Source organism: Microbacterium sp. 69-10, from assembly GCF_001897945.1.
Lineage (GTDB): Bacteria > Actinomycetota > Actinomycetes > Actinomycetales > Microbacteriaceae > Microbacterium.
On record NZ_MKRT01000024.1, the window covers coordinates 129,985 to 156,144 of the forward strand.

20 protein-coding genes, 1 pseudogene and 1 riboswitch (1 of these 22 only partly in view) are annotated in these 26,160 nt (G+C 70.0%); of the genes and pseudogenes, 11 read left to right on the forward strand and 10 right to left on the reverse strand.

Translation table 11 applies throughout. From position 1 onward, the window contains the following. A pseudogene (locus BGN97_RS11675) lies at positions 1 to 332 on the reverse strand (3-deoxy-7-phosphoheptulonate synthase) (it extends 741 nt beyond the left edge of the window). Positions 333 to 585: 253 nt separating this feature from the next. Continuing rightward, a complete protein-coding gene (locus BGN97_RS11680; RefSeq protein ID WP_292701569.1) occupies positions 586 to 2,058 on the reverse strand; it encodes an MDR family MFS transporter in 1,473 nt (490 codons plus the stop codon). A gap of 170 nt (positions 2,059 to 2,228) precedes the next feature. Between BGN97_RS11680 and BGN97_RS11685 the strand changes: the two genes are divergently transcribed. Then, a complete protein-coding gene (locus tag BGN97_RS11685; protein WP_292702177.1) occupies positions 2,229 to 4,232 on the forward strand; it encodes an ABC transporter ATP-binding protein in 2,004 nt (667 codons plus the stop codon). 31 nt (positions 4,233 to 4,263) lie between these two features. Here BGN97_RS11685 and BGN97_RS11690 read toward each other — a convergent pair whose 3' ends face one another. From BGN97_RS11690 to BGN97_RS11720, 7 genes are all read right to left on the reverse strand, one after another. Next, entirely contained in the window at positions 4,264 to 5,037 is a 774-nt protein-coding gene (locus BGN97_RS11690) for an SDR family oxidoreductase (RefSeq protein WP_292701571.1), read from the reverse strand. Positions 5,038 to 5,054: 17 nt separating this feature from the next. Further along, a complete protein-coding gene (locus tag BGN97_RS11695) occupies positions 5,055 to 5,993 on the reverse strand; it encodes a glycosyltransferase family 2 protein (protein ID WP_292701573.1) in 939 nt (312 codons plus the stop codon). Between the two features lie 162 nt (positions 5,994 to 6,155). Beyond that, a complete protein-coding gene (locus BGN97_RS11700; RefSeq protein ID WP_292701575.1) occupies positions 6,156 to 7,313 on the reverse strand; it encodes a cysteine desulfurase family protein in 1,158 nt (385 codons plus the stop codon). Further along, positions 7,313 to 8,164, reverse strand: a complete 852-nt coding sequence (nadC, locus tag BGN97_RS11705; protein ID WP_292701577.1) for a carboxylating nicotinate-nucleotide diphosphorylase — start codon at positions 8,162 to 8,164, stop codon at positions 7,313 to 7,315. Before nadC ends, BGN97_RS11700 begins: the two co-directional genes overlap by 1 nt. Continuing rightward, positions 8,161 to 9,690 (reverse strand): L-aspartate oxidase, encoded by a 1,530-nt coding sequence (gene nadB / locus BGN97_RS11710; protein WP_292701580.1) that lies wholly within the window; start codon positions 9,688 to 9,690, stop codon positions 8,161 to 8,163. Before nadB ends, nadC begins: the two co-directional genes overlap by 4 nt. After that, positions 9,687 to 10,985 carry a quinolinate synthase NadA gene (nadA, locus tag BGN97_RS11715; RefSeq protein ID WP_292701583.1) on the reverse strand — a complete coding sequence of 433 codons (1,299 nt, stop codon included), beginning with the start codon at positions 10,983 to 10,985 and terminating at the stop codon, positions 9,687 to 9,689. Before nadA ends, nadB begins: the two co-directional genes overlap by 4 nt. Before the next feature lie 107 nt (positions 10,986 to 11,092). Further along, positions 11,093 to 11,758 carry an NUDIX domain-containing protein gene (locus tag BGN97_RS11720; protein WP_292701586.1) on the reverse strand — a complete coding sequence of 222 codons (666 nt, stop codon included), beginning with the start codon at positions 11,756 to 11,758 and terminating at the stop codon, positions 11,093 to 11,095. 30 nt (positions 11,759 to 11,788) lie between these two features. Here BGN97_RS11720 and BGN97_RS11725 point away from each other — a divergent pair, with 30 nt between their 5' ends. The 9 genes from BGN97_RS11725 to BGN97_RS11765 all read left to right on the forward strand — a co-directional run bounded on the left by BGN97_RS11725 (position 11,789) and on the right by BGN97_RS11765 (position 23,457). Further along, on the forward strand, positions 11,789 to 12,700 hold the full coding sequence (locus BGN97_RS11725) for an amidohydrolase family protein (RefSeq protein ID WP_292701589.1): 912 nt from the start codon (positions 11,789 to 11,791) through the stop codon (positions 12,698 to 12,700). A gap of 91 nt (positions 12,701 to 12,791) precedes the next feature. After that, positions 12,792 to 12,885: riboswitch (glycine riboswitch) on the forward strand. 167 nt (positions 12,886 to 13,052) lie between these two features. Next, positions 13,053 to 14,159 carry a glycine cleavage system aminomethyltransferase GcvT gene (gene gcvT / locus BGN97_RS11730; protein ID WP_292701592.1) on the forward strand — a complete coding sequence of 369 codons (1,107 nt, stop codon included), beginning with the start codon at positions 13,053 to 13,055 and terminating at the stop codon, positions 14,157 to 14,159. Then, the gene (gcvH, locus tag BGN97_RS11735; protein WP_285633941.1) at positions 14,156 to 14,533 is read left to right on the forward strand and encodes a glycine cleavage system protein GcvH; all 378 of its coding nucleotides are present in this window, start codon (positions 14,156 to 14,158) and stop codon (positions 14,531 to 14,533) included. Before gcvT ends, gcvH begins: the two co-directional genes overlap by 4 nt. A gap of 2 nt (positions 14,534 to 14,535) precedes the next feature. Next, on the forward strand, positions 14,536 to 17,415 hold the full coding sequence (gene gcvP / locus BGN97_RS11740) for an aminomethyl-transferring glycine dehydrogenase (RefSeq protein ID WP_292701597.1): 2,880 nt from the start codon (positions 14,536 to 14,538) through the stop codon (positions 17,413 to 17,415). Positions 17,416 to 17,594: 179 nt separating this feature from the next. Beyond that, positions 17,595 to 19,259: an ABC transporter substrate-binding protein gene (locus BGN97_RS11745; RefSeq protein ID WP_292701600.1), complete on the forward strand. Its 1,665-nt coding sequence runs from the start codon at positions 17,595 to 17,597 to the stop codon at positions 19,257 to 19,259. Between the two features lie 92 nt (positions 19,260 to 19,351). Continuing rightward, complete coding sequence (locus BGN97_RS11750) at positions 19,352 to 20,278, forward strand: ABC transporter permease (RefSeq protein WP_285633932.1); 927 nt, start codon at positions 19,352 to 19,354, stop codon at positions 20,276 to 20,278. After that, entirely contained in the window at positions 20,271 to 21,212 is a 942-nt protein-coding gene (locus BGN97_RS11755) for an ABC transporter permease (protein WP_292701603.1), read from the forward strand. The genes BGN97_RS11750 and BGN97_RS11755 overlap by 8 nt, the downstream gene beginning before the upstream one ends. Beyond that, complete coding sequence (locus BGN97_RS11760) at positions 21,209 to 22,885, forward strand: ABC transporter ATP-binding protein (RefSeq protein ID WP_292701606.1); 1,677 nt, start codon at positions 21,209 to 21,211, stop codon at positions 22,883 to 22,885. The genes BGN97_RS11755 and BGN97_RS11760 overlap by 4 nt, the downstream gene beginning before the upstream one ends. Then, entirely contained in the window at positions 22,882 to 23,457 is a 576-nt protein-coding gene (locus BGN97_RS11765) for a PH domain-containing protein (RefSeq protein WP_292701609.1), read from the forward strand. Before BGN97_RS11760 ends, BGN97_RS11765 begins: the two co-directional genes overlap by 4 nt. Before the next feature lie 11 nt (positions 23,458 to 23,468). On the opposite strand, the gene BGN97_RS11770 is transcribed toward BGN97_RS11765, so the two are convergent. After that, positions 23,469 to 24,266 (reverse strand): CPBP family intramembrane glutamic endopeptidase, encoded by a 798-nt coding sequence (locus tag BGN97_RS11770; protein ID WP_292701612.1) that lies wholly within the window; start codon positions 24,264 to 24,266, stop codon positions 23,469 to 23,471. 41 nt (positions 24,267 to 24,307) lie between these two features. Between BGN97_RS11770 and BGN97_RS11775 the strand changes: the two genes are divergently transcribed. Beyond that, positions 24,308 to 26,160 (forward strand): UvrD-helicase domain-containing protein (locus tag BGN97_RS11775; RefSeq protein ID WP_292701616.1); only part of this gene is annotated, 1,853 nt, incomplete at its 3' end.

The following is a 26,160-nucleotide window of genomic DNA, read 5'->3' on the forward strand; positions in this document are numbered from 1 at the left end:
CCCTTCCAGCCGACCGTGGTGCGCGGCTTCTCGAAGTAGGTGCGCATGACGATCAGCAGGTGGTCGCGGTGGCGTTCCGCCTCGGATGCCAGTCGGCGGGCGTATTCGAGCCCGGCATCCGTGTCGTGGATCGAGCACGGGCCGACGACGACGAGGAGCCTGTCGTCCGCGCCTGACATGATCGCCCGCACCTCGTCGCGGGCTCGGGAGACGACGACGCAGAGGTCGTCGTCGACCGCAAGCTCGCCGATCACCTCGGACGGGGAGGGAAGGGTGGCGAAGCCGCTGACGTGCAGGTCGGCGGTGCGGTCGGATGTCGTGATGCTGCTCATGGGTCCAGTCCTCTCGAAGGCGGACCCCGTGCAGAGCCCGCCGAAAACGGCACGGGGCTTCGCCCCGGAATGACGAAAGGCAGAGCGGATGCTCTGCCTCTGCCGGCTCTGAAGGTGTCGGTGCGCGCTACATCCGCGCCGGCTCCTCCAGAGCCGGCCCAAAATACGCGAACCAACGGGTCATACCCGGAACACTACCGCACGCCCGGGGACGCCGGGCGTGCGGCAGTGCCATGTGACGATGCGACTGCGGTCAGTGCCCGCCGTGCTGCGGCCCCTCGCCGTCGTCCTCGGGCTTGCGGATCAGGAAGGCGCCGATGATCGTGATCGTGGCGATGACCGCGCCGATCGTGACCGAGGTGCGCGTGCCCGCGGCGACGGCCGCCGGCACCTCGGTGCCGCCGCCCGCGTTCACGATCGTGGTGAACACGGCCATCATCACCGCGATGCCCGCGGCGCCGGCGACCTGCTGGAGGGTGCCGATCACCGCGCTGCCGTAGGAGTAGAACTTCGGCTTGAGCGAGGCCAGCGACGCGGTGAACAGCGGCGTGAACGACAGGGCGAGCCCCACCGAGAGCAGCGTCTGCGCGACCATCACCAGCCAGACCGAGCTGCCGGTGTTGAGCGTCGTGAACAGCCACAGCATGGCGGCGGCGAGGATCGACCCCGGGATCAGAAGGATCCTGGTGCCGTGGCTGTCGTAGATGCGGCCGATGACCGGGCCCAGCAGACCCATCGCGAGGGCACCGGGCAGCACGACCAGACCGGCGTCGAGCGCCTTCAGCTGCAGGGCGTCCTGCAGGAAGAGCGGGATCACCGTGATGCTGCCGAAGAAGGCCAGCGAGAGCAGGAACATCTGCGCCATGGAGAGCGAGAAGTCGCGCGACGCGAACACGCGCAGGTCGAGCAGCGCGTCGTCCTCCTTCTGCAGCACCACCTGGCGCCAGAGGAACAGGCCGAGCCCGACCACGCCGACCGCGAGGGCGATCGCCATGGGCATCCAGCTGGCGCCGTTGCCCAGACCGCCGATCTGGCTGAGACCGAACACGAGACCGCCGAAGCCGAAGGCCGAGAGCACGATCGACAGTGCGTCGATCGGGGCGTGCGTGGTCTCGCCGACGTTCGTCAGCCAGCGCCATCCGATGAACATCGCGACCAGGGCGATCGGCAGCACGACCACGAAGATGGCGCGCCAGCCGAAGTGATCGAGCAGGAAGCCGGACATGGTCGGTCCGATTGCCGGAGCGAGCGAGATGACCACGCTCACTCGGCCCATCATGCGACCGCGGGAGGCGGCCGGCACGAGGTTCATGATCGTCGTCATCAGCAGCGGCATCATCACGGCCGTGCCGGACGCCTGCACGACGCGGGCGCCGAGCAGCATCGGGAATCCGGTCGCCAGCGCTGCGAGCAGCGTGCCGACGGAGAACAGCGCGATGGCGCTCAGGAACATCTGCCGCGTCGTGAAACGGCGCAGCAGGAACCCGGTGATCGGGATGACCACGGCCATGGTGAGCATGAACGCACTGGTCACCCACTGCGCGGCGATCGGTGTGATGCCGAGGTCGGTGATGAGGTGCGGGATCGCCATGCCCATCGTCGTCTCGTTGAGGATGGCGACGAAGGCGGCTGCGAGCAGCACCCAGATGACGGCCATGTCCTTGGCCGGGATGAAGCCGGGGGAAGCGCCCTGGGCGGGTGTGGTGCCGGTGTCGGCGGTGGACATGGGACTCCTCAGGAGATCTTGATGTGCGGTGTTCTCGCGAGTGCGACTGATCAGCGTTACAGCGTAACCGGAGCCACCGACATTCCATTCCGGTTCGCAGGATCTTTCCGATGAACGCGCCCCGAACGGGCGTCGACGTCGGACGGGCGCATTAGCCTGGGGCGATGAGCATGGGTGGCGTTCGCGGTGGGGGCGGTCGCGGATTCCGCGGTGTGGACGAGGCGGCGCAGCGCAGGCTGAACGCGGAGGCGCCCAGGATCGCTGACCTCGGGAAGCGCGTGGTCGCGCTCTTCCGCCCCTACCGCGGACGCATCGCGCTGACGGTCGTGCTGGTGGTGCTGGGCGCCGCGATCGCGGTGATCCCGCCGCTGCTGGTGCAGCGGATCTTCGACGACGCGCTCTTTCCGGTCGGTGGCGGGGAGCCCGTGCTCGGTCTGCTGCTGCGGCTCGTGCTGGGCATGATCGGGCTGTTCCTGCTGTCGGCCGGACTCGGGGTCGCGCAGACCTGGCTCACCTCCACGGTCGGCAACAGCGTGACGGGCGATCTGCGGGTGCGGCTGTTCGAGCATCTGCAGGCGATGGAGCTCGGCTTCTTCACCCGCACCAAGACAGGTGTCATCCAGTCGCGGCTGCAGAACGACGTCGGCGGGGTGTCCGGCGTGCTCACCAACACGATCACCAGCATCCTCGGCAACGTCGTGACCGTGATCGCCTCGCTCGTCGCGATGATCCTGATCGACTGGCGGCTGACTCTGATCGCCGTGGTGCTGATGCCGCTCCTCGTACTGGTGCAGCGCCGGGTCGGGCAGGTGCGCGCACGCATCGCCGGCCAGACCCAGGAGTCGCTGTCGGAGCTGACCGCGATCACGCAGGAGACGCTGAGCGTCTCGGGCATCCTGCTGTCGAAGTCGTTCAACAGGCAGCGCACCGAGTCCTCGCGATACCAGCAGGAGAACCGCAACCAGGTGCGCCTGCAGGTGCGCCAGGCGATGAGCGGCCAGGGCTTCTTCGCCGTGGTCCAGGTCCTGATGGCATCCATCCCGGCCGTGATCTACCTGGTCTCGGGCTACCTGGTCGCGGGTGGCACCGGCGCGATCACGGCGGGAACCATCGTCGCCTTCACCACCGTGCAGGCCCGTCTGCTCATGCCGATGATGGGCCTGATGCGCGTCGCGCTCGACCTGCAGACGTCCTCCGCCCTGTTCGCGCGCATCTTCGAGTACCTCGACATGGTCCCGGAGATCCAGGACGCCCCCGACGCGATCCCCGTGTCGCAGGCGCCCGGTCCGCGGGGACGGGTCGAGTTCCGCGACGTCGTCTTCCGCTATCCGGATGCTGCACCGGACGCGCGAGCGACGCTGCAGGGTGTCTCGTTCGTGGCCGAGCCCGGGCAGCAGGTCGCGTTCGTCGGGCCCTCGGGGGCGGGCAAGACCACAATCCTCTATCTCGCCCCGCGGATGTACGCCGCGGCCTCAGGCGAGGTGCTGTTCGGCGGTGCGGACGTGCGCACGCTGACCCAGAAGTCGATCATCGACGACGTGGGCATCGTGTCGCAGGAGACGTACCTCTTCCACGCGACCATCCGCGAGAACCTGCTCTACGCCAAGCCGGAGGCCACCGAGGAGGAGCTGATCGCGGCCTGCACAGCCGCCAACATCCACCACATCATCGCGGGCTTCGAGGACGGCTACGACACCGTCGTGGGCGAGCGAGGCTACCGGCTCTCCGGCGGCGAGAAACAGCGCATCGCCATCGCCCGCGTGCTGCTGAAGGACCCGCCGGTGCTGCTGCTGGATGAGGCGACCAGCGCCCTGGACACCGTGTCGGAGCGGGTGGTGCAGCACGCGCTGGACCAGGCGGCCGCCGGGCGCACCGTGCTCACGATCGCGCATCGGCTCTCCACAGTGATGGGTGCCGACATGATTCATGTGATCGAGGCCGGCCGCATCGTGGAGTCCGGGACGCACGCCGAGCTGCTCGCCGCGGGCGGGCTGTACACCGAGCTGGCCGCGCAGCAGATGGCCGCCTCGAACGTGCTCTCGGACGACGCTCCCGCCCTGCCGGAGCGGCGCGCCGATCAGGCGCCGAAGGACTCGGCGGCCGAGGACGCGGTGCGCGCGCTCACGGCATCCGTCCCGGTGCCCGACGTACCGCACCTCGACCCGGAGGCTTAGCGGCGGCGGGTCGACGCGCGTTCGCGCGCCGTCAGTGAGCGGAGAGGCCGCCGTCCACGAACAGCGAGTGCCCCGTGACGTAGCTCGACCCCGCTCCGGCCAGGAACACGGCGGCGCCGGCGAAGTCGTCCGGCAGCCCGTTGCGGCCGATCATGGTGCGCGCCGCGAGCTCGGCGACCTTCGCGGGATCCTCCTGCAGTCGCGCGTTCAGCGGAGTCAGCACGAAGCCGGGCACCAGCGTGTTGCTCGTGACCCCTGTCCCGCCCCACGCCTCCGCCTCCGAGCGCATGAGGGATTCGACCGCGCCCTTCGAGACGCCGTAGATGCCGCTGGACACGAACGCGCGATGCGCCTGCTGCGAACTGATGTGGATGATCCGCCCGTACCCGCGCGCGGCCATGCCCGGCGCGAAGCGCTGCCCCAGCAGGAACGGGGCGTGCGTGTTCACGGTGAGGGTGGCATCCCAGTCGTCATCGGTGATCTCGGTCATCGGCGGACGGATGTTGATGCCCGCCGAGTGCACCAGGATGTCCGGCTCGCCGAACGGCTCTGCGACGGCCTCCGCGAGAGTCCGGACGCCCTCGCGGGTGCTCAGATCGCCGATGACGCCGGCGGCGCGGCATCCGGCATCCGTCAGCTCCTGCACGGTCCGCTCGACGCGATCCCGCCCCCTGGCGGCGATCACGGTCGCCGCCCCGGCCTTCGCGAGCGCCGTGGCGATGCCGCGGCCGATGCCGGAGGAGCCGCCGGTGACGACGGCGGTGCGGCCGTGCAGCGAGAAGAGCGATTCGAGGTAGTCGGTCACGGCGTCTCCGTTCGGGCTCACCACGCGAGTGCGGCGGCGAGGGCGGGGTCGGGGCGGGCTTCGGCGAACTCGGGAAGCGCCTGGAGCTCGGCCTCGAAGGCCGCCAGCGCCGCGGAGTACTCGGGGTCGGGATGCTCGGCGGCGATGCGCCGCAGCGGCGGCAGATCCATGGCGAGGATCAGGTCCAGGCGGGCGACGACGGCCGCGCGCTGGCCGGCTTCGTGCAGCACGCGGATGCCGCCGCGGAGCGCCGCGAGGTAGTCCCGCAGCACCGGCATCCGGTCCTTGCCCTGCGTGATCGAGGTGCCGTCGGCTCGCAGCCGCCAGTGCGCGACGATGTCGGGGATCACATCGAACGCCCGCGCCTCGGTGTACATCCGCTGCGCGACGATCTGATCCTCGTAGGCGACGTTCTCGGGAAAACGCAGGCCCTCCCAGAGGCTCGTGCGGCTGAGCTTGGACCACGCGACGATGTTCGCGGAGGCGTCCGGGTGCTCGGCGAGGGTGACGCCGAGGCGCCGCGGCGAGGTGGCCTTCGCCACCCACGGCTGCACGCGCCCGGGAAGATATCCGGTGCCGTTCGCGCGATTGCGCACGTATGCGCCGGCGACGAAGTCGCTGCCCGACTCGTCGAGCGCGCCGAGCCACAGGGCGATCGCCGCCGGGGTGAGCTCGTCGTCGGCATCCAGGAACCCCACGAACGGGGTGTCGACGCGATCCAGTCCGATGTTGCGGGCCGCGCCCAGGCCCCTGGCCTCCACGTGATGCAGCACCTCGAAGCGGTCGTCGGACGCCGCCGCGTCGGCGAACACGGCTCCGGTGCCGTCGATCGAGCCGTCGTCGATGAGGAGCGCCCGCCACCGCGGCATGCTCTGCGCTCGCAGCGATGCGATCGCGGCGGGTGCGAACGAGGCGATGTCGCGCCCCGGGACGATCATGGTGACGAGCGGATGCACGACCCCGATCCTACTTTTTCGCAGGCGGGTGGGTTTCCGGATGTCGGGGGTGCGCGCTTCGCGCGGAGAAGTGCGCTTGGTGCGGATGGATTCCCGTGATTCGTCCGCGGGAGGTGCACAAGTCCGCGGGAAGTGCTCGGCTCAGGCGTGCGCGACCGCGGCTCAGGCGTGCGCGACCGCGGCTACGGATGCTGCGATCAGCGCCGCGAGCTGCGCCGGCGCGCCCTCGGGCAGCGGAGTGCGCCCGAAGGTGAACCGCACCGAGGTCTGCGCGACCAGCGGGTCGATGCCGCACGCCACCAGCACGTGCGAGGGTTCGTCGGAGCCGGCCGCGCACGCGGATCCGCTGGAGCTGATCACGCCGCGTCGCTCGAGCTCCAGCAGCACGGACTCGCCGCTGACGCCCCCGAACGTGAAGCTCGCCGTGCCCGGCAGGCGGCGGGTCGGATGCCCGGTCAGGCGCGCCTGCGGGACGGCCCCCAGCACACCGGCGATGAAAGCGCGCGTCGCGTCCGTGACCGCGGCGGACGACGCCGCGCGCTCCGCCTCGGCGAGCTCGAGGGCGGTCGCCAGTGCGACGGCTCCCGCGACGTTCTCGGTGCCGCTGCGCCGACCGCGCTCCTGGCCGCCGCCGTGCAGCAGCGGTTCCAGGGGGACTCGCGCGCGCACCCCCAGGGCGCCGGTGCCCTTGGGCGCGCCGAGCTTGTGCCCGGCGATCGAGATCGCCGCGACTCCGGCATCCTGACCCAGCATCCGCAGATCCAGCCACCCCGCCGACTGCACCGCATCGACGTGCAGCGGAACGCGTTGCGCCCGCGCGACGGCTGCCAGTGCGGCGATGTCCTGCACCGTCCCGATCTCGTTGTTGGCGTGCGCGATCGAGATGAGCGCCGTCTCCGGGCGCAGCGCCGCGGCGAGGTCATCGGGATCGACGACGCCGCTCTCGGACACGGGGAGCAGCGTCACGTCCACGCCGTGGAACCGCTCCAGGTAGCGGGCGGATTCCAGCACCGACTCGTGCTCGATCGGAGTGGTGATCAGGTGCCGGCGGTGCGGGTCCGCGTCGAGGGCGCCCAGCGCGATGCCCTTCACACCCGAATTGTTCGCCTCGGTGCCGCCCGAGGTGAAGACCACATCGTTCGCGCGCATGCCCAGGGCGGCCGCGACTCGCGCGCGGGCGCCCTCCAGGGCATCCGCCGCCGCCTCGCCGGCCGTGTGATGGCTCGACGGGTTGCCGAAGACGTCCGTCAGGTACGGGCGCATCGCCTCCAGCACCTCGGGGCGCACCGGCGAGGTCGCGGCGTGGTCGAGATACAGCATCACCGCATCCGCAGGTCGAGCCCGAGATCCAGAGCGCGTGCGGAGTGGGTCAGCGCGCCCACCGAGATCACCTGCACGCCGGTCTCGGCGATGCCGCGCACGGTGTGGAGGGTCACGCCGCCCGATGCCTCGGCGGTCGCACGACCCGCGAGCAGGCCGACGGCCGTGCGCAGATCGTCGAGGGGGAAGTTGTCGAGCAGCACGGTGTCGGCACCGCCCGCCACCACCGCGTCGATCTGATCCAGGCGGTCGACCTCGACCACCACGTGCGTGGTGTGCGGCAGGCGGGAGAGCGCTTCGCGCAGGGCTGTGGCCAGATCCTGCCCGCTCTGACGCAGCAGCTCCAGGTGGTTGTCCTTCGCCATCACGGCATCCGACAGCGACCGGCGGTGGTTGCTGCCGCCGCCGCTGACAACGGCATGCCGCTCGAACTCCCGCAGCCCCGGGGTGGTCTTGCGCGTGTCGGCGATCCGTGCACCGGTCCCATCGACGGCGTCGACGTAGGCGGCCGTGAGCGTCGCGATGCCGCTCATCCGCTGGGTGAAGTTGAGCGCGACGCGCTCGGCGGTGAGGATGCCGCGCGCCGGACCCGACACGGATGCCAGCGCATCGCCGGCCTCGAAGCGATCGCCATCGGCGACGTGCAGATCGACCCGGATGCTCGGATCGGTCAGCGCGAACGCGGCTGCGAACACCTCGCCGCCGCTGAAGACGCCTGGCTCGCGGGCGATGAGATCGGCCGTGGCCTGCGCCCCTGCCGGCAGCAGCGCGGTGCTGGTGATGTCGCCCCACGGGGCATCCTCCTCCAGAGCCGCGCTGACGGTGCGGTGCAGGGTGGCGGGGGTGATCATGCGGCTCCGATCAGGGCGGACGGGGTCGGTGCGGGAGCGGTCAGGGCAGGGGAGAGCCGGAAGTGCGCGCCGAGCGAATCCGTGCGGGCGAGTGCGGCGCATGCCACGGCCCGCGCGACCACGAGCAGGTTCGCGTCCTCCTGCTCGACCGGCGTGCGCGGCGCGGGCGCCTCCCACGCGTGCAGGGTGCGCACGGCATCCGCGAGCCCCTCGTCGTCGCGGAGCAGCCCGACCTTCTCCCACATCAGCCGCTGCAGAGCCGTCCGGGCGAACGAAGGACCGTCCAGGTCGCAAGATCTGCCGGAATGATCTGAGTCAAACGGCAGAAGTTGATACCTGGACCGTCCTGGGATGCCGGGATCTGGCGGAAGCTGCGCGTCGGAAGCGGATGTGAGTGCCTCGGCGAGGCGCGCGCCGAACACGGCGCCCTCGAGCAGCGAGTTGGAGGCGAGGCGGTTCGCGCCGTGCACGCCGGTCCGCGCCGTCTCGCCGACGGCCCAGAGGCCGGGCAGGGTCGTGCGGCCGTCGACGTCGGTGACGACGCCGCCCATCAGGTAGTGCGCTGCGGGGGAGACGGGCACGGGTTCACGGGTCCAGTCGATCCCGCGGGAGCGCAGCTCCGCGTCGATCGTCGGGAAGTGCGCGGCGAGGTCGTGCACGCCGGTCGCGTCGAGCACGACGGGGGAGCCCTGCGTGAGCGCCTGGCGTGCGACGGCGCGCGCGACGACGTCGCGCGGTGCGAGCTCGGCATCCGCATGCTCGTCGACCATGAAGCGCCGTCCTTCGGCATCCCGCAGCACCGCACCCGCACCGCGCACGGCCTCGGAGACGAGGAACGGCTCGTGACCGGACAGCACGGTCGGGTGGAACTGCACGAACTCCAGATCGGCGACGGATGCCCCGGCGCGCAGCGCCATCGCGATCCCGTCGCCCGTGGTGCCGGACGGGTTGGTGGTGAACGGGTACACGCGTCCGGCGCCGCCGGTCGCGAGCACCACGGCATCCGCTTCGAGCTCCTCACCGCTCAGCAGGCGGATGCCGCGCACGCGGCCGCCCGCCGTCAGCAGGTCCGCGGCGAACGCGCCCTCCCGCACCTGCACGGCGCTCGCGCGCACCCGGGAGACGAGCGCGTCGGAGATCGCCTTCCCGGTCGCGTCGCCGCCGGCGTGCGCGATGCGCGGCAGACTGTGCGCGGCTTCCAGGCCCCGGGCGACCGAGCCGTCAGAGGCGCGGTCGAAGGGCACGCCCGCCGCGACCAGCGCGTCCAGGGCAGCGATCGCGCCGTCGACCAGAGCCGCGATCGCGACCGGATCCCCGTGTCCGTCACCCGCGTGCATGGTGTCCAGAGCGTGCAGCGCAGGCGAGTCGCCCGGCCCGTACTCGCCGGCGATGCCGCCCTGCGCGTGCGCGGTGCAGCCGTCGCCGAGGGCGCCCTTCACGAGCACCTCGACGTCGTGGCCGAGGGCATCCGCGCGCAGCGCCGCGGTCAGTCCCGCGATGCCCGCGCCTGCGATCAGGACCTTCATCGCGGCTTCGCCGCCAGCATCCGCTCCAGCGCCACCCGGGCCGGAGCCGCGACATCGTCCGAGACGCGGATGCGGTTGACCACGCGCCCGCCGACCAGCTCCTCCAGCACCCACGCGAGGTAGCCGGGGTGGATGCGGTACATGGTCGAGCACGGGCAGACGACGGGATCGAGGCAGAAGATCTCGTGCTGCGGGAACTGGGCGGCGAGCCGCCGGACGAGGTTGATCTCGGTGCCGATCGCGAAGACGGTGGGCTCCGTGGCGGCGGCGATCGCCTTGCGGATGTAGTCCGTGGAGCCCGCCTCGTCCGCGGCGTCGACGACCTCCATCGGGCATTCCGGGTGGACGATCACGCGCACGCCCGTGTGCTCGGCGCGGGCCTTCTCGATCTGGTCGACGCTGAAGCGGCGGTGCACCGAGCAGAAGCCGTGCCACAGGATGACTCGGGCATCCTGCAGCTCGCCGGCGGTCGAGCCGCCGAGCGGCCGTCGCGGGTTCCACATCGGCATCCGCTCCAGCTCCACGCCCATCGCCTTGGCGGTGTTGCGGCCCAGGTGCTGGTCGGGGAAGAACAGCACGCGACGGCCGCGGGCGAACGCCCACTCCAGCACGGTCGCGGCGTTCGAGGAGGTGCAGACGATGCCGCCGTGCCGCCCGACGAAACCCTTGATGGCGGCGGAGGAGTTCATATAGGTGACCGGGATCACGGGCACGAAGCCCTCGTCGTCGGCGACGTCCAGCGGGCCGTAGACGTCGGCGAGCTGCTCCCAGCAGTCCTCCACCTGGTCGATGTCGGCCATGTCGGCCATCGAGCAGCCCGCGGCGAGGTTCGGCAGGATCACGGACTGCCCGGGGCCGGAGAGAAGGTCGGCGGTCTCGGCCATGAAGTGCACGCCGCAGAACACGATCGCCTCGGCGTCCGGATGCTCCAGTGCGGCGTTCGCGAGCTGGAAGGAGTCGCCCACGTAGTCGGCGTGCCGCACGACCTCCTCGCGCTGGTAGAAGTGGCCGAGCACCACGACGCGTTCGCCGAGGGCCAGCTTGGCCGCGCGGATGCGATCGTGCAGCTCGTCCTCGTCGGCATCGCGGTAGTCCTGGGGCAGCTCGCCCTGGCGCGGCGAACCCGTGGGGATGACGTCGCCCATCGAGGAGCCGGGGCCGTAGCCGGGGCGGATGTCGAAGTCCCAGGGGCCGGCCGCGAGGTCGGTGGTGCACGTCGACTCCGTGGAGCCGCCGAGCACGATCGCCTGGATCGCGTGGTCGACAGAGGGGTCGAGCAGAGAGGTTTCAGACATCAGGCGCCGCCTTCTGGTCACTTCGACGCTTAGTGTGCGGGATCAGATTATGTCGATCTGACCAGAAGTGCAATCGGCATGACGCGACGATGCCGTGCAGCGACGGCTCAGGAGGTGGCGTTGTAGCGGTACAGACGCGCCGGACGGTGCTTGCCGGTGCGGAACGACTCGGTCGGCACCAGCTCGTCCGACCCCTCCAGCAGGCGGCGGAAGTTGGAGGGGTCCAGGCGACGGCCCAGCACCGCCTCGTACACCTCGCGCAGCTCGGTGAGGGTGAACTCGTCGGGCAGCAGGCCCGCCGCGATGCGGCTGTAGCCGACCTTGTTGCGCAGCCGGTCCAGGGCGTACTCGGCGATGCGGTTGTGGTCGAAGGCCAGTGGCGGGATGGCGTCGACGTCGAACCACTCGACGTTCTCCGGAGCATCCGCCGCCGAGCGCTGCGCATCGACGAGGTCCGATCGCAGCAGAGCCCAGTACACGATCGAGATCGCGCGGCTGGGTGCGCGGTCGACGTCGCCGAACGTGTACAGCTGCTCCAGGTAGCTCGGCTTCAGCGCGGTGGTCTCGGCGAGCGTGCGGGATGCCGCGGCATCCAGGTCCTCGGCCGGATCCAGCCACCCGCCGGGCAGCGCCCACGCGCCCAGGTGCGGCTCGCGGGTGCGCCGCACCAGCGGCAGCATCAGCCGATCGCCCTCGGGCGCCGTGCGCAGCGAGAAGATGACGGTCGACACGGCGACGCGGATCGCGTCGTGCTCGCCTGTCGTGCCACTCACATCGACGAGCCTAGGGGAGAGGATGGGGGCATGCCGGCATCCGACACCACACCAGGGCCCGTGACGGACGCCGAGGTCCCCGCCTACCTCTCCGCGCTGCGCATCCCCGGGCTCGCCGACGTGCACGTGCACTTCCTCCCGGAGCGGATGCTGCACAAGGTCTGGTCGTACTTCGACGCCGCCGAGCAGAACTACGGCCACGCCTGGCCCATCCAGTACCGGTACGACGACGACACTCGGCTCGCCATCGCACGCGGACTGGGGATGCGGGCGATACCGGCCCTGACCTATCCGCACAAGCCGGGGATGGCCGCCTGGCTGAACGACTGGAACCGGCGCTTCGCGGCGGCGCACCGCGACGTGGTGCACTGCGCGACCCTGTTCGCCGAACCGGAGTCGGCGTCCTACGTGCCGGAGGCACTCGAAGCCGGTGCGCGGCTGTTCAAGGTGCACGTCCAGGTCGGCGGGTTCGCGCCCGACGATCCGGTGCTGGATGCGGCCTGGGCGGCACTCGAGCGTGCCGGCGTGCCCGTGGTCATCCATGCCGGCTCGCGGCCGCTGCCCGGTGCGCACACCGGACCGGACGCCATCGGCGCGGTGCTCGCGCGCCACCCGCACCTCGCGTTCGTCATCGCGCACATGGGGATGCCGGAGTACGACGCCTTCGCCGACCTGGCCGAGCAGTACGAGAACGTGCATCTGGACACCACGATGTTCGCGACCGGGTTCCTGGACGGACCGTCGGTGTGGCCGGACGGGTACCTCCAGCGCCTCGGAGCGCTGCAGGAGCGCATCGTGCTCGGATCGGACTTCCCGAACATCCCCTACCCGTACGCCCGGCAGCTGTCCGCCCTCACCGACCTCGGTCTCGGAGACGAGTGGATGCGCTCCGTCCTGTGGCGCAACGGCGCACGTCTCCTGGGTCTCCCCGTCGCCGGGTGACGGCACGCACTCCGCCGCGGAACGGCGCGGGACACGCCGCCGTGCCGCTATGCTGGAGGCCTAACTGAACAGCCAATTCAATACAGGCCGAACGACCTGTGCGGGAGAGTCCGGTGATCGCAGCCGGACACCGAAGGAGCAAGCCTCCCCGCCAATCTCTCAGGTACCCCTACCGTGCTGGTCCGGCCGCTCTGAAAAGCGATGCTCCGGCATCCGCCGACGGTGAAAGCCTCTCTCCTGACATGGGTCCCCGAGACCGTCGCAGGGTGGGCGAAGCTCTCAGGCCCGATGACAGAGGGGGAGTTCCGAGGACGCCGATGATGTCGTCCTGCAACCCGACCGGGAGAACTCCGTGACCGAACCCCGTTACACCCCGCTCCGTGCGCGCCATGAGGCGCTCGGCGCCTCCTTCACCGATTTCGGCGGCTGGCAGATGCCGGTGCGCTACACCTCCGACCTCGCCGAGCACCACGCCGTGCGCGAGGCCGCCGGGATCTTCGACATCTCGCACATGGCCGAGTTCACCGTACGCGGTGCCGACGCCGCCGCGTACCTGGACTACTCGCTCGCGGGCCGCCTGTCGGCGATGACCGTGGGCAAGGCGAAGTACTCGCTGCTGCTCGCCGAGGACGGCGGCATCATCGACGACGTGATCGTCTACCGCCTCGGCGACGACGACTTCCTGATCATCTCCAACGCGGGCAACCGGGATGCTGTGCGCGAGGCGCTGCTCGCCCGCACCGACGGGTTCGACGTCGAGACGGTCGACGTCTCCGACGACTACGCGCTGATCGCGGTGCAGGGCCCCGCCGCCGAGCAGATCCTCACCGAGGTCGCCGGCATCGGCGAGGTCTCGATCCCCTGGGCCGAGCAGAAGTACTACGCCTGGGCCGACGCCACGTGGAACGGCAAGCCGCTGCTGCTCGCCCGCACCGGGTACACCGGCGAGGACGGCTTCGAGCTGCTGGTGGCCGCCGCCGACGCGGAGTCGCTCTGGGACGCCGTGCTGTCCGCCGGTGAGTCGAAGGGCCTCGTGCCCTGCGGCCTCGCCTCCCGCGACACGCTGCGCCTCGAGGCGGGCATGCCGCTGTACGGCCACGAGCTGAACCGCGAGATCAAGCCCGCGCAGGCCGGGCTCGGCCGCGTGGTCGTGACCGACAAGGAGCGCTTCGTCGGGCAGGGCGCCGTGACGCCCGCCGAGGGCGCACCCGTGCTCGTCGGCCTGCAGGCCGAGGGCCGTCGCGCCGGCCGTGCCGGCTACGCCGTGGTGGATGCCGAGGGTGCGACCCTCGGCGAGATCACCAGCGGCGCCCTCAGCCCGACGCTCGGCCACCCCATCGCGATGGCCTTCGTCGACCCCTCTTCCGCCGAGGAGGGAACCGCAGTATTCCTTGATGTGCGCGGGACGAAGATCCCCGCGACCGTGACCGCCCTGCCTTTCTACCGGAGGAAGAAATGACCGATCTGACCACCCTCAAGTACAGCGAAGAGCACGAGTGGGTCGCCCTGGAGGGCTCCGTCGCGACCGTCGGCATCACCGACTACGCCGCCGACGCCCTCGGTGACATCGTCTTCGTCGAGCTGCCCGCGGTCGGCACCGAGCTGAGCAGCGGCGACGTCTTCGGCGAGGCCGAGTCCACCAAGTCGGTCTCCGAGCTGTACGCGCCCGTCGCCGGCACCGTCGTCGAGGTCAACCAGGCCATCGTCGACGACCCGTCGCTGGTCAACTCCTCGCCCTTCGAGGACGCGTGGATGATCAAGGTCGAGGTCGCCGACGGCGCCCTCGACGGTCTGCTCGACCGCGACGGCTACACCGCGATCACGGAGGGCTGAGAGTGGTCTCCTTCGCAGACCGTCATATCGGGACGACCTCCGATGCGCAGCGGCAGATGCTCGATGCGCTCGGGGTCACCTCCGAGCTGGCCGACTGGAGCCCGGTCGAGGCGCTGATGCGCCAGGCCGTGCCCGCGTCGATCTTCACCCCTGCGCCCACATCCGCCATCCCGGGCGCCGCCAGCGAGGCCGAGGCGCTCGCGGAGCTGCGCTCGCTCGCGAACCGCAACACCGTGAACCGGGCCATGATCGGCCTCGGCTACTACGGCACCTTCACGCCCTCGGTGATCCAGCGCAACGTGCTCGAGAACCCGTCCTGGTACACCGCGTACACGCCGTATCAGCCGGAGATCTCGCAGGGCCGCCTGGAGGCTCTGATCAACTTCCAGACCATGGTGTCCGACCTCACCGGGCTCTCGACGGCCAACGCGTCGATGCTCGACGAGTCGACCGCGGTCGCCGAGGGGATGCTGCTGGCGCGGCGCGCCTCGAAGGCGAAGACCGACGTGTTCGTCGTCGACACCGACGCCCTTCCGCAGACCAAGGCGCTGCTGGCGACCCGCGCGGCCGCCGTCGGCATCCAGCTGGTCGAGCGCGACCTCGCCGCGGGCGAGGAGCTGCCCGCCGAGCTGTTCGGCGTGTTCGTGCAGTACCCGGGTGCCTCCGGGCGCGTCTGGGACCCGGCCGCCGTGATCGACGCAGCGCACTTGGCCGGCGGCATCGCCGTGGTCGCGGCTGATCTGCTCGGCCTCACGCTGCTCCGCTCGCCTGGTTCGCTCGGCGCCGATGTCGCCGTGGGCACCACGCAGCGCTTCGGCGTGCCGATGGGCTTCGGCGGACCGCATGCCGGCTACATGGCCGTGCGCGCGGGCCTCGAGCGTCAGCTGCCCGGTCGCCTCGTCGGCGTCTCTCAGGATGCCGTGGGCTACCCGGCCTATCGTCTCGCCCTGCAGACCCGCGAGCAGCACATCCGCCGTGAGAAGGCCACCTCGAACATCTGCACCGCGCAGGTGCTGCTGGCCGTCATGGCCTCGATGTACGCGGTCTACCACGGCCCCGACGGCCTGCGCGCGATCGCGCGCGACGTCGCCGCGAATGCCGCACTCCTGCGCGACTGGCTCGTCGAGGCCGGTGCCGAGGTCGTGCACGACGCGTTCTTCGACACCCTGAACGTGCGGGTGGCGGGTGGCGCCGCCGCGCTGGTCGAGAAGGCGCATCAGGCAGGCATCCTGCTGCGCCTGGTGGACGCCGACACCGTCGGCATCGCGGTCGACGAGACCACCACCGTCACCGACCTGCACCGGGTCGCGGTGCTGTTCGGCGGCAAGGAGGAGCGCGTGTTCGGGCGCGTCGACGGCGGGTCCACGGGCGCGCTGCCCACGGCGCTGCTGCGCGAGGGCGAGTACCTCACGCACCCGGTGTTCCACGCGCACCGCTCCGAGACGGCCATGATGCGCTACCTCAAGCAGCTCGCCGACCGCGACTACGCGCTCGACCGCGGCATGATCCCGCTGGGCTCGTGCACGATGAAGCTCAACGCGGCCACCGAGATGGCGGCCATCACCTGGCCCGAGTTCGCCCAGCTGCACCCGTTCGCCCCGGCGGACGACGTCGAGGGCTCGCTCGCCATGATCGACCAGCTCGAGGCGTGGCTCGCCGAGGTGACCGGCTACGACGCTGTCTCCCTGCAGCCGAACGCCGGCTCCCAGGGCGAGCTCGCCGGCCTGCTCGCGATCCGCGGCTACCACCACGCCAACGGCGACGAGCACCGCACCGTGTGCCTCATCCCGTCGTCGGCGCACGGCACGAACGCGGCATCCGCCGTGCTCGCGGGCATGAAGGTCGTCGTCGTGGCGACCGACGAGCTCGGCAACGTCGACCTGGGCGACCTGCGCGCCAAGATCGAGCAGCACGCCGAGAGCCTCGCCGCACTGATGATCACCTACCCGTCCACGCACGGCGTGTACGAGGAGCAGGTCGTCGAGATCACCTCCGCCGTGCACGATGCCGGTGGCCAGGTGTACGTCGACGGCGCCAACCTCAACGCGCTGCTCGGATACGCCCGCTTCGGCGACCTGGGCGGCGACGTCTCGCACCTGAACCTGCACAAGACGTTCGCCATCCCGCACGGCGGCGGCGGACCTGGTATCGGCCCGGTGGCGGCCAAGGCGCACCTCGCGCCGCACCTGCCCGGCCACCCGCAGGCGCAGAAGGACGTGCACGCGGGCGGATACGTGTTCGAGGGCGGTCCCGTCTCCGCTGCGCCGTACGGCTCGGCGGGCGTGCTGCCGATCTCCTGGGCGTATGTGCGCATGATGGGTGCGGACGGCCTGCGCAACGCCACGGCCGCAGCCGTGCTGTCGGCGAACTACATCGCCGCGCGCCTGGCCGACCACTACCCGGTGCTCTACACCGGTGAGAACGGCCGCGTCGCCCACGAGTGCATCCTGGACCTGCGTCCGCTCAAGGAGGCCACCGGCATCAGCGTCGACGACGTCGCCAAGCGTCTCATCGACTTCGGCTTCCACGCGCCGACCATGTCGTTCCCCGTCGCGGGCACGCTCATGGTCGAGCCGACGGAGTCGGAGGACCTGGGCGAGCTGGAGCGGTTCATCGAGGCGATGATCATGATCAAGGCCGAGGCGGATGCCGTGGCCGCCGGGCGCTGGCCGGCGGACGACAACCCGCTCGTGAACGCACCGCACACAGCCGCGTCGCTCATCGCGGGGGAGTGGACTCACGCGTACACGCGCGAAGAGGCCGCATACCCCGTGCACGCGCTGGTCGCGACGAAGTACTGGCCGCCGGTGCGCCGCATCGATCAGGCGTACGGAGACCGCAATCTGGTGTGCGCCTGCCCGCCGATCGAGGCGTTCGCCTGAGAGCGCTCCCTCGTGATCACCCCGTCGCCGGTTCCGGCGGCGGGGTGATTCGGTTAAGACGTCATAACGCTTGCCTCACGGAGCGGGTCCTTCGTGGGAGTCCGTCTTAGGATCGGTTCATGCGCCGCCCTTGCAGCTGAGGATGGCGTCACGCTCTGAAGTCCATAGGAGGACACGAAGTGAAGCGCAACAAGATCGCACTCGCCAGTGCGGCAGTTCTGGTCGCGGGCGTCACCGTGCTCGCAGGCTGCTCGTCGTCCGGCTCCAACCCGAAGCCGAGCGCCGACACGGGGAACGGCAACACCGACCCCAAGGCCATCATCACGGCGAGCGGTTCCGAGCCCGAGAACCCGCTGATCCCGACCAACACCAACGAGGTCGGTGGAGGCAAGATCCTCGACTCGATCTTCGCGGGTCTGGCCTACTACGACGGCAGCGGCAAGCTCGTCAACGACATGGCCGACAAGATCGAGGTCACCGCACCCGACGAGCTGACTGTGACCCTGAAGAAGGGCATGAAGTTCACCGATGGCAGCGACGTCAAGGCCGACAACTTCATCAAGGCCTGGAACTACGGGGCGCTGTTCTCCAACAAGCAGCTGAATCAGTCGTGGTTCGCTGACATCGAGGGCTTCAACGCCGAAGCTGACTCCGAGCTCACCGGTCTGAAGAAGGTCAGCGACACCGAGTTCACCATCAAGCTGACCAGCCCGGTGGCCGCCGACTTCGCGACCCGCCTCGGCTACTCCGCGTTCTACCCGCTTCCCGATGTCGCGTTCACCGACATGGCGAAGTTCGGCGAGAACCCGATCGGCAACGGGCCCTACAAGCTGGCCGGCGACGGTGCCTGGCAGCACGACGTGCAGATCGACCTGGTCAAGAACCCTGACTACAAGGGTGTGCGCAAGCTCGCCAACGGCGGTCTGACCCTGAAGTTCTACACCTCGTACGACGCGGCCTACGCCGACCTGCTGGGCGGCAACCTGGACGTCATCGACAGCATCCCGGATGCCTCGATCGCGACGTTCCAGAGCGACCTCGGCGACCGCGCGGTCAACCAGCCCGCCGCGATCTTCCAGTCGTTCACGATCGGCGAGTGGATCGAGCACTTCTCCGGCGACGAGGGCAAGCTGCGTCGCGCGGCGATGTCGATGGCGATCGACCGCGAGTCGATCACCAAGACGATCTTCAACGACACGCGCGTCCCCGCGACCGACTTCACCTCGCCCGCACTCGACGGCTACCAGAAGAGCCTCAAGGGTGGCGACGCGCTGAAGTACGACCCGAAGGAGGCGAAGAAGCTGTGGGCCGAGGCCGACAAGATCTCGCCGTGGTCGGGCAAGTTCGAGATCGCCTACAACGCCAACGGCCCGCACCAGGCTTGGGTCGAGGCCGTCGCCAACTCGCTGAAGAACACGCTCGGCATCGATGCCGCCGGCGCCTCGTACGTCGACTTCGCCACGCTGCGCGCGGCGATCAACGCCAAGGACGCCGACGGCAAGCGCACCTTCAAGACCGCGGCCCGTTCGGGCTGGCAGGCCGACTACCCGGGTGTGTACAACTTCCTGTTCCCGCTCTACTCGACGGGCGCCTCGTCCAACGACGGCGACTACACCAACCCCGAGGTCGACAAGCTCCTCGCAGAGGGCGCATCCGCTGACACCCCGGCGGACTCGGTCAAGAAGTACACCCAGGTTCAGGAGATCCTCGTGAAGGACCTCCCGGCGATCCCGCTGTGGTACCAGAACTCCATCGGTGGTTTCGGTGAGAGCGTGCACAACGTGAAGTTCGGCTGGAACTCCGTGCCGCTGTTCGAAGACATCACCAAGGACAAGACGAAGTAAGGCTCCGCAGGGCTGACCGTGAGGCGGCGACGTGAACGTCGTCGCCTCACGGCGTACCCACGGAGTGCATCGTCCGCACGAATCGAGAGTGGATGTTCTCTTACATCGTCCGCCGTATCCTGCAGCTGATCCCCGTCTTCCTGGGATCCACGCTGCTGATCTACGCCCTGGTGTTCGCCATGCCAGGCGACCCGATCGCCGCGCTCTTCGGCGACAAGCAGCCCAGCCAGCAGCTGCTGGACGCGATCCGCGCCCAGTACCACCTGGATCAGCCCTTCATCGTGCAGTACTACTACTACATGTCGGGGCTCGTCCGCGGTGACATGGGCACCACCTTCTCCGGCCAGTCCGTCAACGACGTGCTGGCCCGCACTCTGCCGGTGACCGGCCGCCTGGCGGTGCTGTCGATCGGCATCGAGTTCCTGCTGTCGATCATCGTCGGCACGTTCTCGGCGCTGCGCAAGGGGAAGGTCTCCGACAACGTCGCCCTGATCATCGCGCTGGTCTTCCTGTCGATGCCCATCTTCGTGATGTGCTTCCTCGCCCAGTACTTCCTGGCGATCCAGTTGGGCTGGTTCCGGCCGACGGTCGGCGGTCAGAACGGCTGGGGGGACATGTGGCTGCCCGCCATCGTGCTGGGCCTCAGCCTGTACGCCACCAGCATGCGGCTCATGCGCGGCTCCGTCATCGAGACCATGAACCAGGACTGGGTGCGCACCGCCTACAGCAAGGGCCTCCCGCAGTACCGCGTCCTTCCCGTGCACGTGATCCGCAACTCGCTGATCCCGGTGATCACGAACTCCGCGACCAACTTCGGCGTGCTGCTGGTCGGCGCGACCGTCACCGAGTTCATCTTCAACATCCCCGGCGTCGGAAACACCCTTTTCCGCGCCATCCTGCAGCATGAGGGCCCGACCATCGTCTCGTTCGTCACGATCTTCGTCGTGCTGTACGTGCTGGTGAACCTGCTCGTCGACCTGCTGTACGGGCTGCTCGATCCGAGGATCCGCTATGTCTGACCCGCTGTCCCGGCGCTATGTCGCCCCCGTCACCACGGAGCAGCCGCCCACCGACGCCGTGCGCGTCAGCGGCAAGCCCTCCAATCTGTGGCGCGATGCCTGGTACGACCTGCGCCGCCGCCCGCTGTTCTGGATCTCGTTGGGGTTCGTGGCGCTGCTGCTGCTGATGGCCGTGTGGCCGACCCTGTTCACGCAGGTGCCTCCGGACAACCAGTGCCTGCTGGAGAACTCCAACAAGGGGCCGACGGGCGATCACATCCTGGGCTTCACATTCCAGGGCTGCGACGTGTTCTCCCGCATCGTGCACGGCGCGAGCACCTCGCTGAGCGTGGGTCTGCTGTCCACCATCATCGGTTCGGGCATCGGATGGATCATGGGCACGATCGCCGGCTACTACGGCGGCTGGGTCGACTCGCTGCTCTCGCGCATCGGTGACATGTTCTTCTCGATCCCCTACATCCTGGCCGCCGTGGTCGTGATGACGGTGTTCGAGAAGTACCGCAACGTGTTCACGCTGTCGCTCGCGATCGGAGGGTTCGCGTGGGCGGCCACCGCTCGCGTGGTCCGCGCCGAGGTGATGCGGGTGCGGCAGGCGGAGTTCATCACGGCGTCCAAGGCCGTCGGGCGCTCGAAGTTCAGCACCCTGATGGCTCACGTCGTGCCCAACGCCATCGCGCCGCTGATCGTGCTCGGCACGCTCGCGCTCGCGGGCGGCATCGTGGCGGAGTCCACCCTGGCGTTCCTCGGTGTCGGCCTCGGCACGGAGACGATGTCCTGGGGTGCCGACATCAGTCGCGCTCAATCGACGCTGCGGGTCGCCCCGATGTCACTGATCTACCCGTCGATCGCACTGACGACGGCCGTGCTGTCCTTCGTCGTGCTGGGCGAGCTCCTCCGAGACGCCATGGACCCGAAGGCGAGGGCCACCCGATGAACGCTTCGATCGATCAGGAGCCGCTGGTCAGCATCCGCGACCTGAAGGTCGCCTTTCGCGGCCAGCACGGCGTGCGCGAGGTGCTGCACGGCGTGAGCTTCGACATCTTCCCCGGCGAGACCGTGGCGATCGTGGGGGAGTCGGGTTCCGGCAAGTCCACCACCGCGGCGGCCATCGTCAACCTGCTCCCCGGCACCGGCAAGGTGACGGGCGGGTCGATCGTCATGGACGGACGCGAGCTGACCAAGCTCGGCCGCCGTGAGATGGAGCACCTGCGCGGGCGGGACATCGGCTTCGTCCCGCAGGACCCGATGTCGAACCTCAACCCGGTGTGGAGCATCGGCTTCCAGGTCAAGGAGGCGATCCGCGCCAACGGCATCGCCCAGGGCAGGGCCGAGGTCAAGCGCCGCGCGATCGAGGTGCTGCAGCAGGCGGGTCTGGCGGATGCCGAGCGGCGCCTGCACCAGTTCCCGCATCAGTTCTCGGGAGGCATGCGCCAGCGTGCGCTGATCGGCATCGGCCTCGCGGCGGACCCGCGTCTGCTCATCGCCGACGAGCCCACCTCCGCGCTGGACGTGACCGTGCAGCGCGTGATCCTCGACCACATGGCGAGCCTCACGCGCGACCGCGGCACCTCGGTGCTGCTCATCACGCACGATCTGGGACTCGCCGCCGAGCGCGCCTCCCGGATCATCGTGATGAACCAGGGCGAGATCGTCGAGGCCGGCCCCAGCCGCGAGATCCTGGAGGACCCACGGCATCCGTACACCAAGCGCCTGGTCGCGGCCGCTCCGAGCATCGCCTCGCAGCGGATCCAGGCCGAGGTGACCGAGCACGGCATCCAGCCCGAGGAGTCGCTCGCCGACGCACCCACCATGGTGCGCGTGGCGGGGCTGACGAAGGACTTCAAGATCCGTCAGGGCGGTTTCCGCAGCGAGCTGTTCCGCGCGGTCGACGACGTCAGCTTCGACATCCCCCGGGGCAAGACGCTGGCGCTCGTGGGCGAGTCGGGTTCGGGCAAGACCACGGTCGCGCGGATGGTGCTCAAGCTCGAGTCCGTCACCTCCGGCACCATCGAGGTCGCGGGCGAGGACGTGTCGCACCTGTCGAACGCGCAGGCGTTCGCGCTGCGCCGTCGGATGCAACCGGTGTTCCAGGACCCGTACGGGTCGATGGATCCGTTGCGCAACATCGGCAACACCATCGCCGAGCCGATGGTCGTGCACGGCGTGGGCGATCAGTCCTCGCGGCGCGAGCGCGTGCTCGAGCTGCTGGAGCAGGTCGCGCTGCCGAGCGAGGTCGTCTCCCGCTACCCGAACGAGCTGTCCGGCGGTCAGCGTCAGCGCGTGGCGATCGCGCGCGCCCTGGCGCTCAAGCCCGACGTGGTCGTTCTCGACGAGGCCGTCTCGGCCCTCGACGTGCTGGTGCAGGCGCAGATCCTCAAGCTGCTCGCCGAGCTGCAGAGCGAACTGCAGCTGACCTATCTGTTCATCACGCACGATCTCGCGGTGGTGCGTGTCTCCAGCGACCTGGTGGCCGTGATGGAGAAGGGCAAGCTGGTCGAGAAGGGGAGCGTCGACGAGATCTTCGCGAACCCGCAGCAGGAGTACACGCAGCGTCTGCTCGAAGCCATCCCGGGAGCCTCCATCCAGCTCGGCGGGGGCGGCCTGTGAGCTCTCCTGACAAGGAGACGAACGAGTCCCGTCCGCGCACCTACCGTGCGTGGACGGGACTCGTCTTCCTCGCGATCTCGACGCTCGTGGTCGCGTACCTGCTCATCGACGCGGCCGTGCGCGCCGGTTTCGGGCAGATGATGCTGCTCGCTCCCTGGGTGCTGCTGGCGCTGTGGGTGGTCTACGCGGCGTCCGCGGCCTCACTGCTGCGTCTGGACGAGCGCGGCGTGCGGATGCAGAACCTGCTGCGCCGGATCAGCTTCGGCTGGGCGCACGTGAAGGACGTCGACTTCCACTGGCAGCTGGAGTTCTCGCTCGACGACGGGTCGAAGGCCACTGCGATGGGCGGTCCCGCACGATCCCGCCCGCGTCGGCAGACCGCCCGCGAGCGGGACGTGGAGGGGGTGAAGCCCCCGTCCGGCGTGCGGGAGCTCGCCGACATCCGCTCGCGCTGGAAGGCGGCGCGGAAGGATGCCGATGCTCCGATCCGCCGCAGCTGGGACTGGCCCGCTCTCGGCGCCCTGCTGGTGATCGCGGTGTGGGCCGTGGTCTCGATCGTCGTCACCCGCTGACCGCGACGGCGCTAGCCGGGCAGACCGAAGAGGGCCGGCCACATCGCGGCCGCCCACGGATAGCCGACGAACGCTGCGGCGTCGATGAGGAAGTGGGCGACCAGGAACGGCATGAGGCGTCCGGTGCGGGCGAAGAGCCAGCCGAACAGCATCCCCATCGCGAAGTTGCCGATGAACGCGCCCGGCCCCTGGTACAGGTGGTAGCTGGCGCGCAGCGCGCTGGTGGCGACGATGATCGGCCAGGTTCCCCAGCCCAGCTGCCGCAGCCGGGCGAACAGGTAGCCGAGCACCACGAACTCCTCCTGGATCGAGGCGCGAGCGGCCGAGAGCAGCAGGATCGGCACCGTCCACCAGTGCGCGGCGAGCCCACCCGGGTCGACGGCGACGAACAGCCCCCGGGCGCGTCCGAGCAGGTACAGGCCGATACCGGGGATGCCGATGGCCAGCACGAGCAGGGCGCCCCAGCCGGTGTCACGCCCGTAGCGCCGGCCGTCCAGGCCCAGCGCCTGCAGGTGCGGGCGCTGGGAACGCCAGAGCAGGAAGCAGACCAGCAGGACCGGCACGATCGCGAACCCGATCGAGAGCAGCTGGTAGATGAGGTCGAAGGCCTCCCTGTCGCTGCGCGACGGGTTCAGCGTGGTCGTCTGATCGGCCAGGGGAGTGCTGTCGGTGAGTCGGTACGCGAGCTGCACGATCGAGTAGATCGCCGACTGCCCGAGGCCGAGCGCGAGCACGATGCCGATCTCCCACCACAGTCGCGTGCGGCCGGGGCCGGGGTCGACGGACGGCAGGATCCGGGCAGCGGGCATAGCCAGATGCTACCCAGTGCGTCAGTAGGCTTGACCGAGGAATGACGAGCACGACACGACGCGCCGCGAGCGGCGGCACAGCACCCGCTCCCGCGCCGAGGTCGGTGGTGGTGCTTCGCGCCCTGCTCGCGACATGGCGGGACTACGACGAGAAGTCCGCGTGGTACCGGACGTGGTTCCTGCCCTCCGTGATCGCCGATCACGTCGCCGCCGCGCGTTCGGACGTCGAGCGCGAGCTGCTGACCGACCTGCGCGCCGCCATGACCGAGCGGCAGTGGCGGGCGCTGCCCGAGAACGTCGCCCGTGTCGCGAAGGACTCCGCTGCGACGATCGCCAAGGCGCGCACGTTCCGTGACAGCAGCCTGCTCGCCGGCGTGCGGAGATCGATGTCGGGCGCGACGCCCGCACCGCCGCCGGGCACGAGGCCCGCACCGCCGCCGGAGGCATCGGTCGCGGACGCCGTTCTCGAGTGGGCCCGCGAGGAGCATCCCGAATTCCGGCCCACTCCCGAACAGGCGGCCGTGATCGGCACGACCCACGGGCATGCGCTCGTCGAGGCCCGCGCCGGGAGCGGGAAGACCACGACCATGATCGCCCGCGCCGCCCACCTGATCGAGCGACGCGGCGTGCGGCCCGACGAGATCCTCATGCTCGCGTTCAACGGCGCCGCAGCCGCGGATCTCCGGCGCCGCGCGGAGGAGTGGCTGCCGGCGGCCGCTCAGCCGCACATCATGACGCTGGACGCGCTCGCCTACCGCCTGGTCCGTCCGGCGGAGCGTGTGCTCGCCGAGGACGCGGATCGGCGCGTCGAGGAGATCGTGCGATCCCTGTGGCACGACCCCGCGTCGCAGGACGAGATGCGGGAGCTGGTGCTGTCGTTCGTGCGGGCGGACGCCGACGGCGAGACGGGCACCCGGTACTGGAGCCTGCGCGGCGACGCGCTGCCCACCCGGGCCGCGCAGAGCATCGCCGACGCCCTGCTGCGAAGCGGGCTGGGCAGCGATGGACGGGACTTCCGATTCCACCGCAGCAGCTCCGTCTTCGAGCTGCTCGACGCGGACGGCGGGTCACGGCTGCGGATCGCCATCACCGACCCGCGCCGTCCGTTCTCCGCAGACCTGCGCTACGACGAGCGCACCACGGCGGCGAGCGGGTTCGAGGCGCGCCTGCGCCGCGATCTCCGCTCGGCGGGCATCCCGACCGCCGAGATGGACGACGACCGTCTCTGGGAGGCGATCCGGGGGTCGATCGGCGAGAGACTGCTGCGGGCGATCACGCAGATCGTGATGCGGGCGCGCCAGCGCATGTGGAGCGGCGCGGACCTGCTGCGGGAGTGGCGGCAGCGCGACGGGGACGAGTCCCGTCGAGGCGCGATCGAGCTCGGCGCCCGGATGCTGGATCTCTACGCGCAGGCGCTCGCCGAGGCGCACGAGGAGGACTTCCCCGGGATCGTCTGGCGGGCGGCGGCGCGGGTCGGGGAGGGATTCACCGACTTCTCCGGCGGTGGCCGCAGCGGCGATGTCCGCGAGATCACGCACATCGTCATCGACGAGTTCCAGGACTTCACGCCGCGCTTCGACGCCCTGATCCAGGCCGTGCTGGGCCAGGCGCCGCGGGCGAGGGTCATGGCCGTCGGCGACGACTGGCAGGCCATCAACGAGTTCGCCGGCTCGTCGACCGAGTACTTCGCAGAGTTCACCGCCCGCTTCCCGGGCGCGATACGCCTGCGGATGCTGGGGAACCAGCGCTCCAGCGCCGACATCGTCGACGTCGGCAACAGCATCATGGCCGGGCGCGGCAGGCCGGCCAAGGCGGTGGCGGAGCTCACCGGGCGCATCAGGCAGTTCGGGATGGACGGCTTCGAGCCGACGCCTGAGGAGGAGCGGCTCGGCCG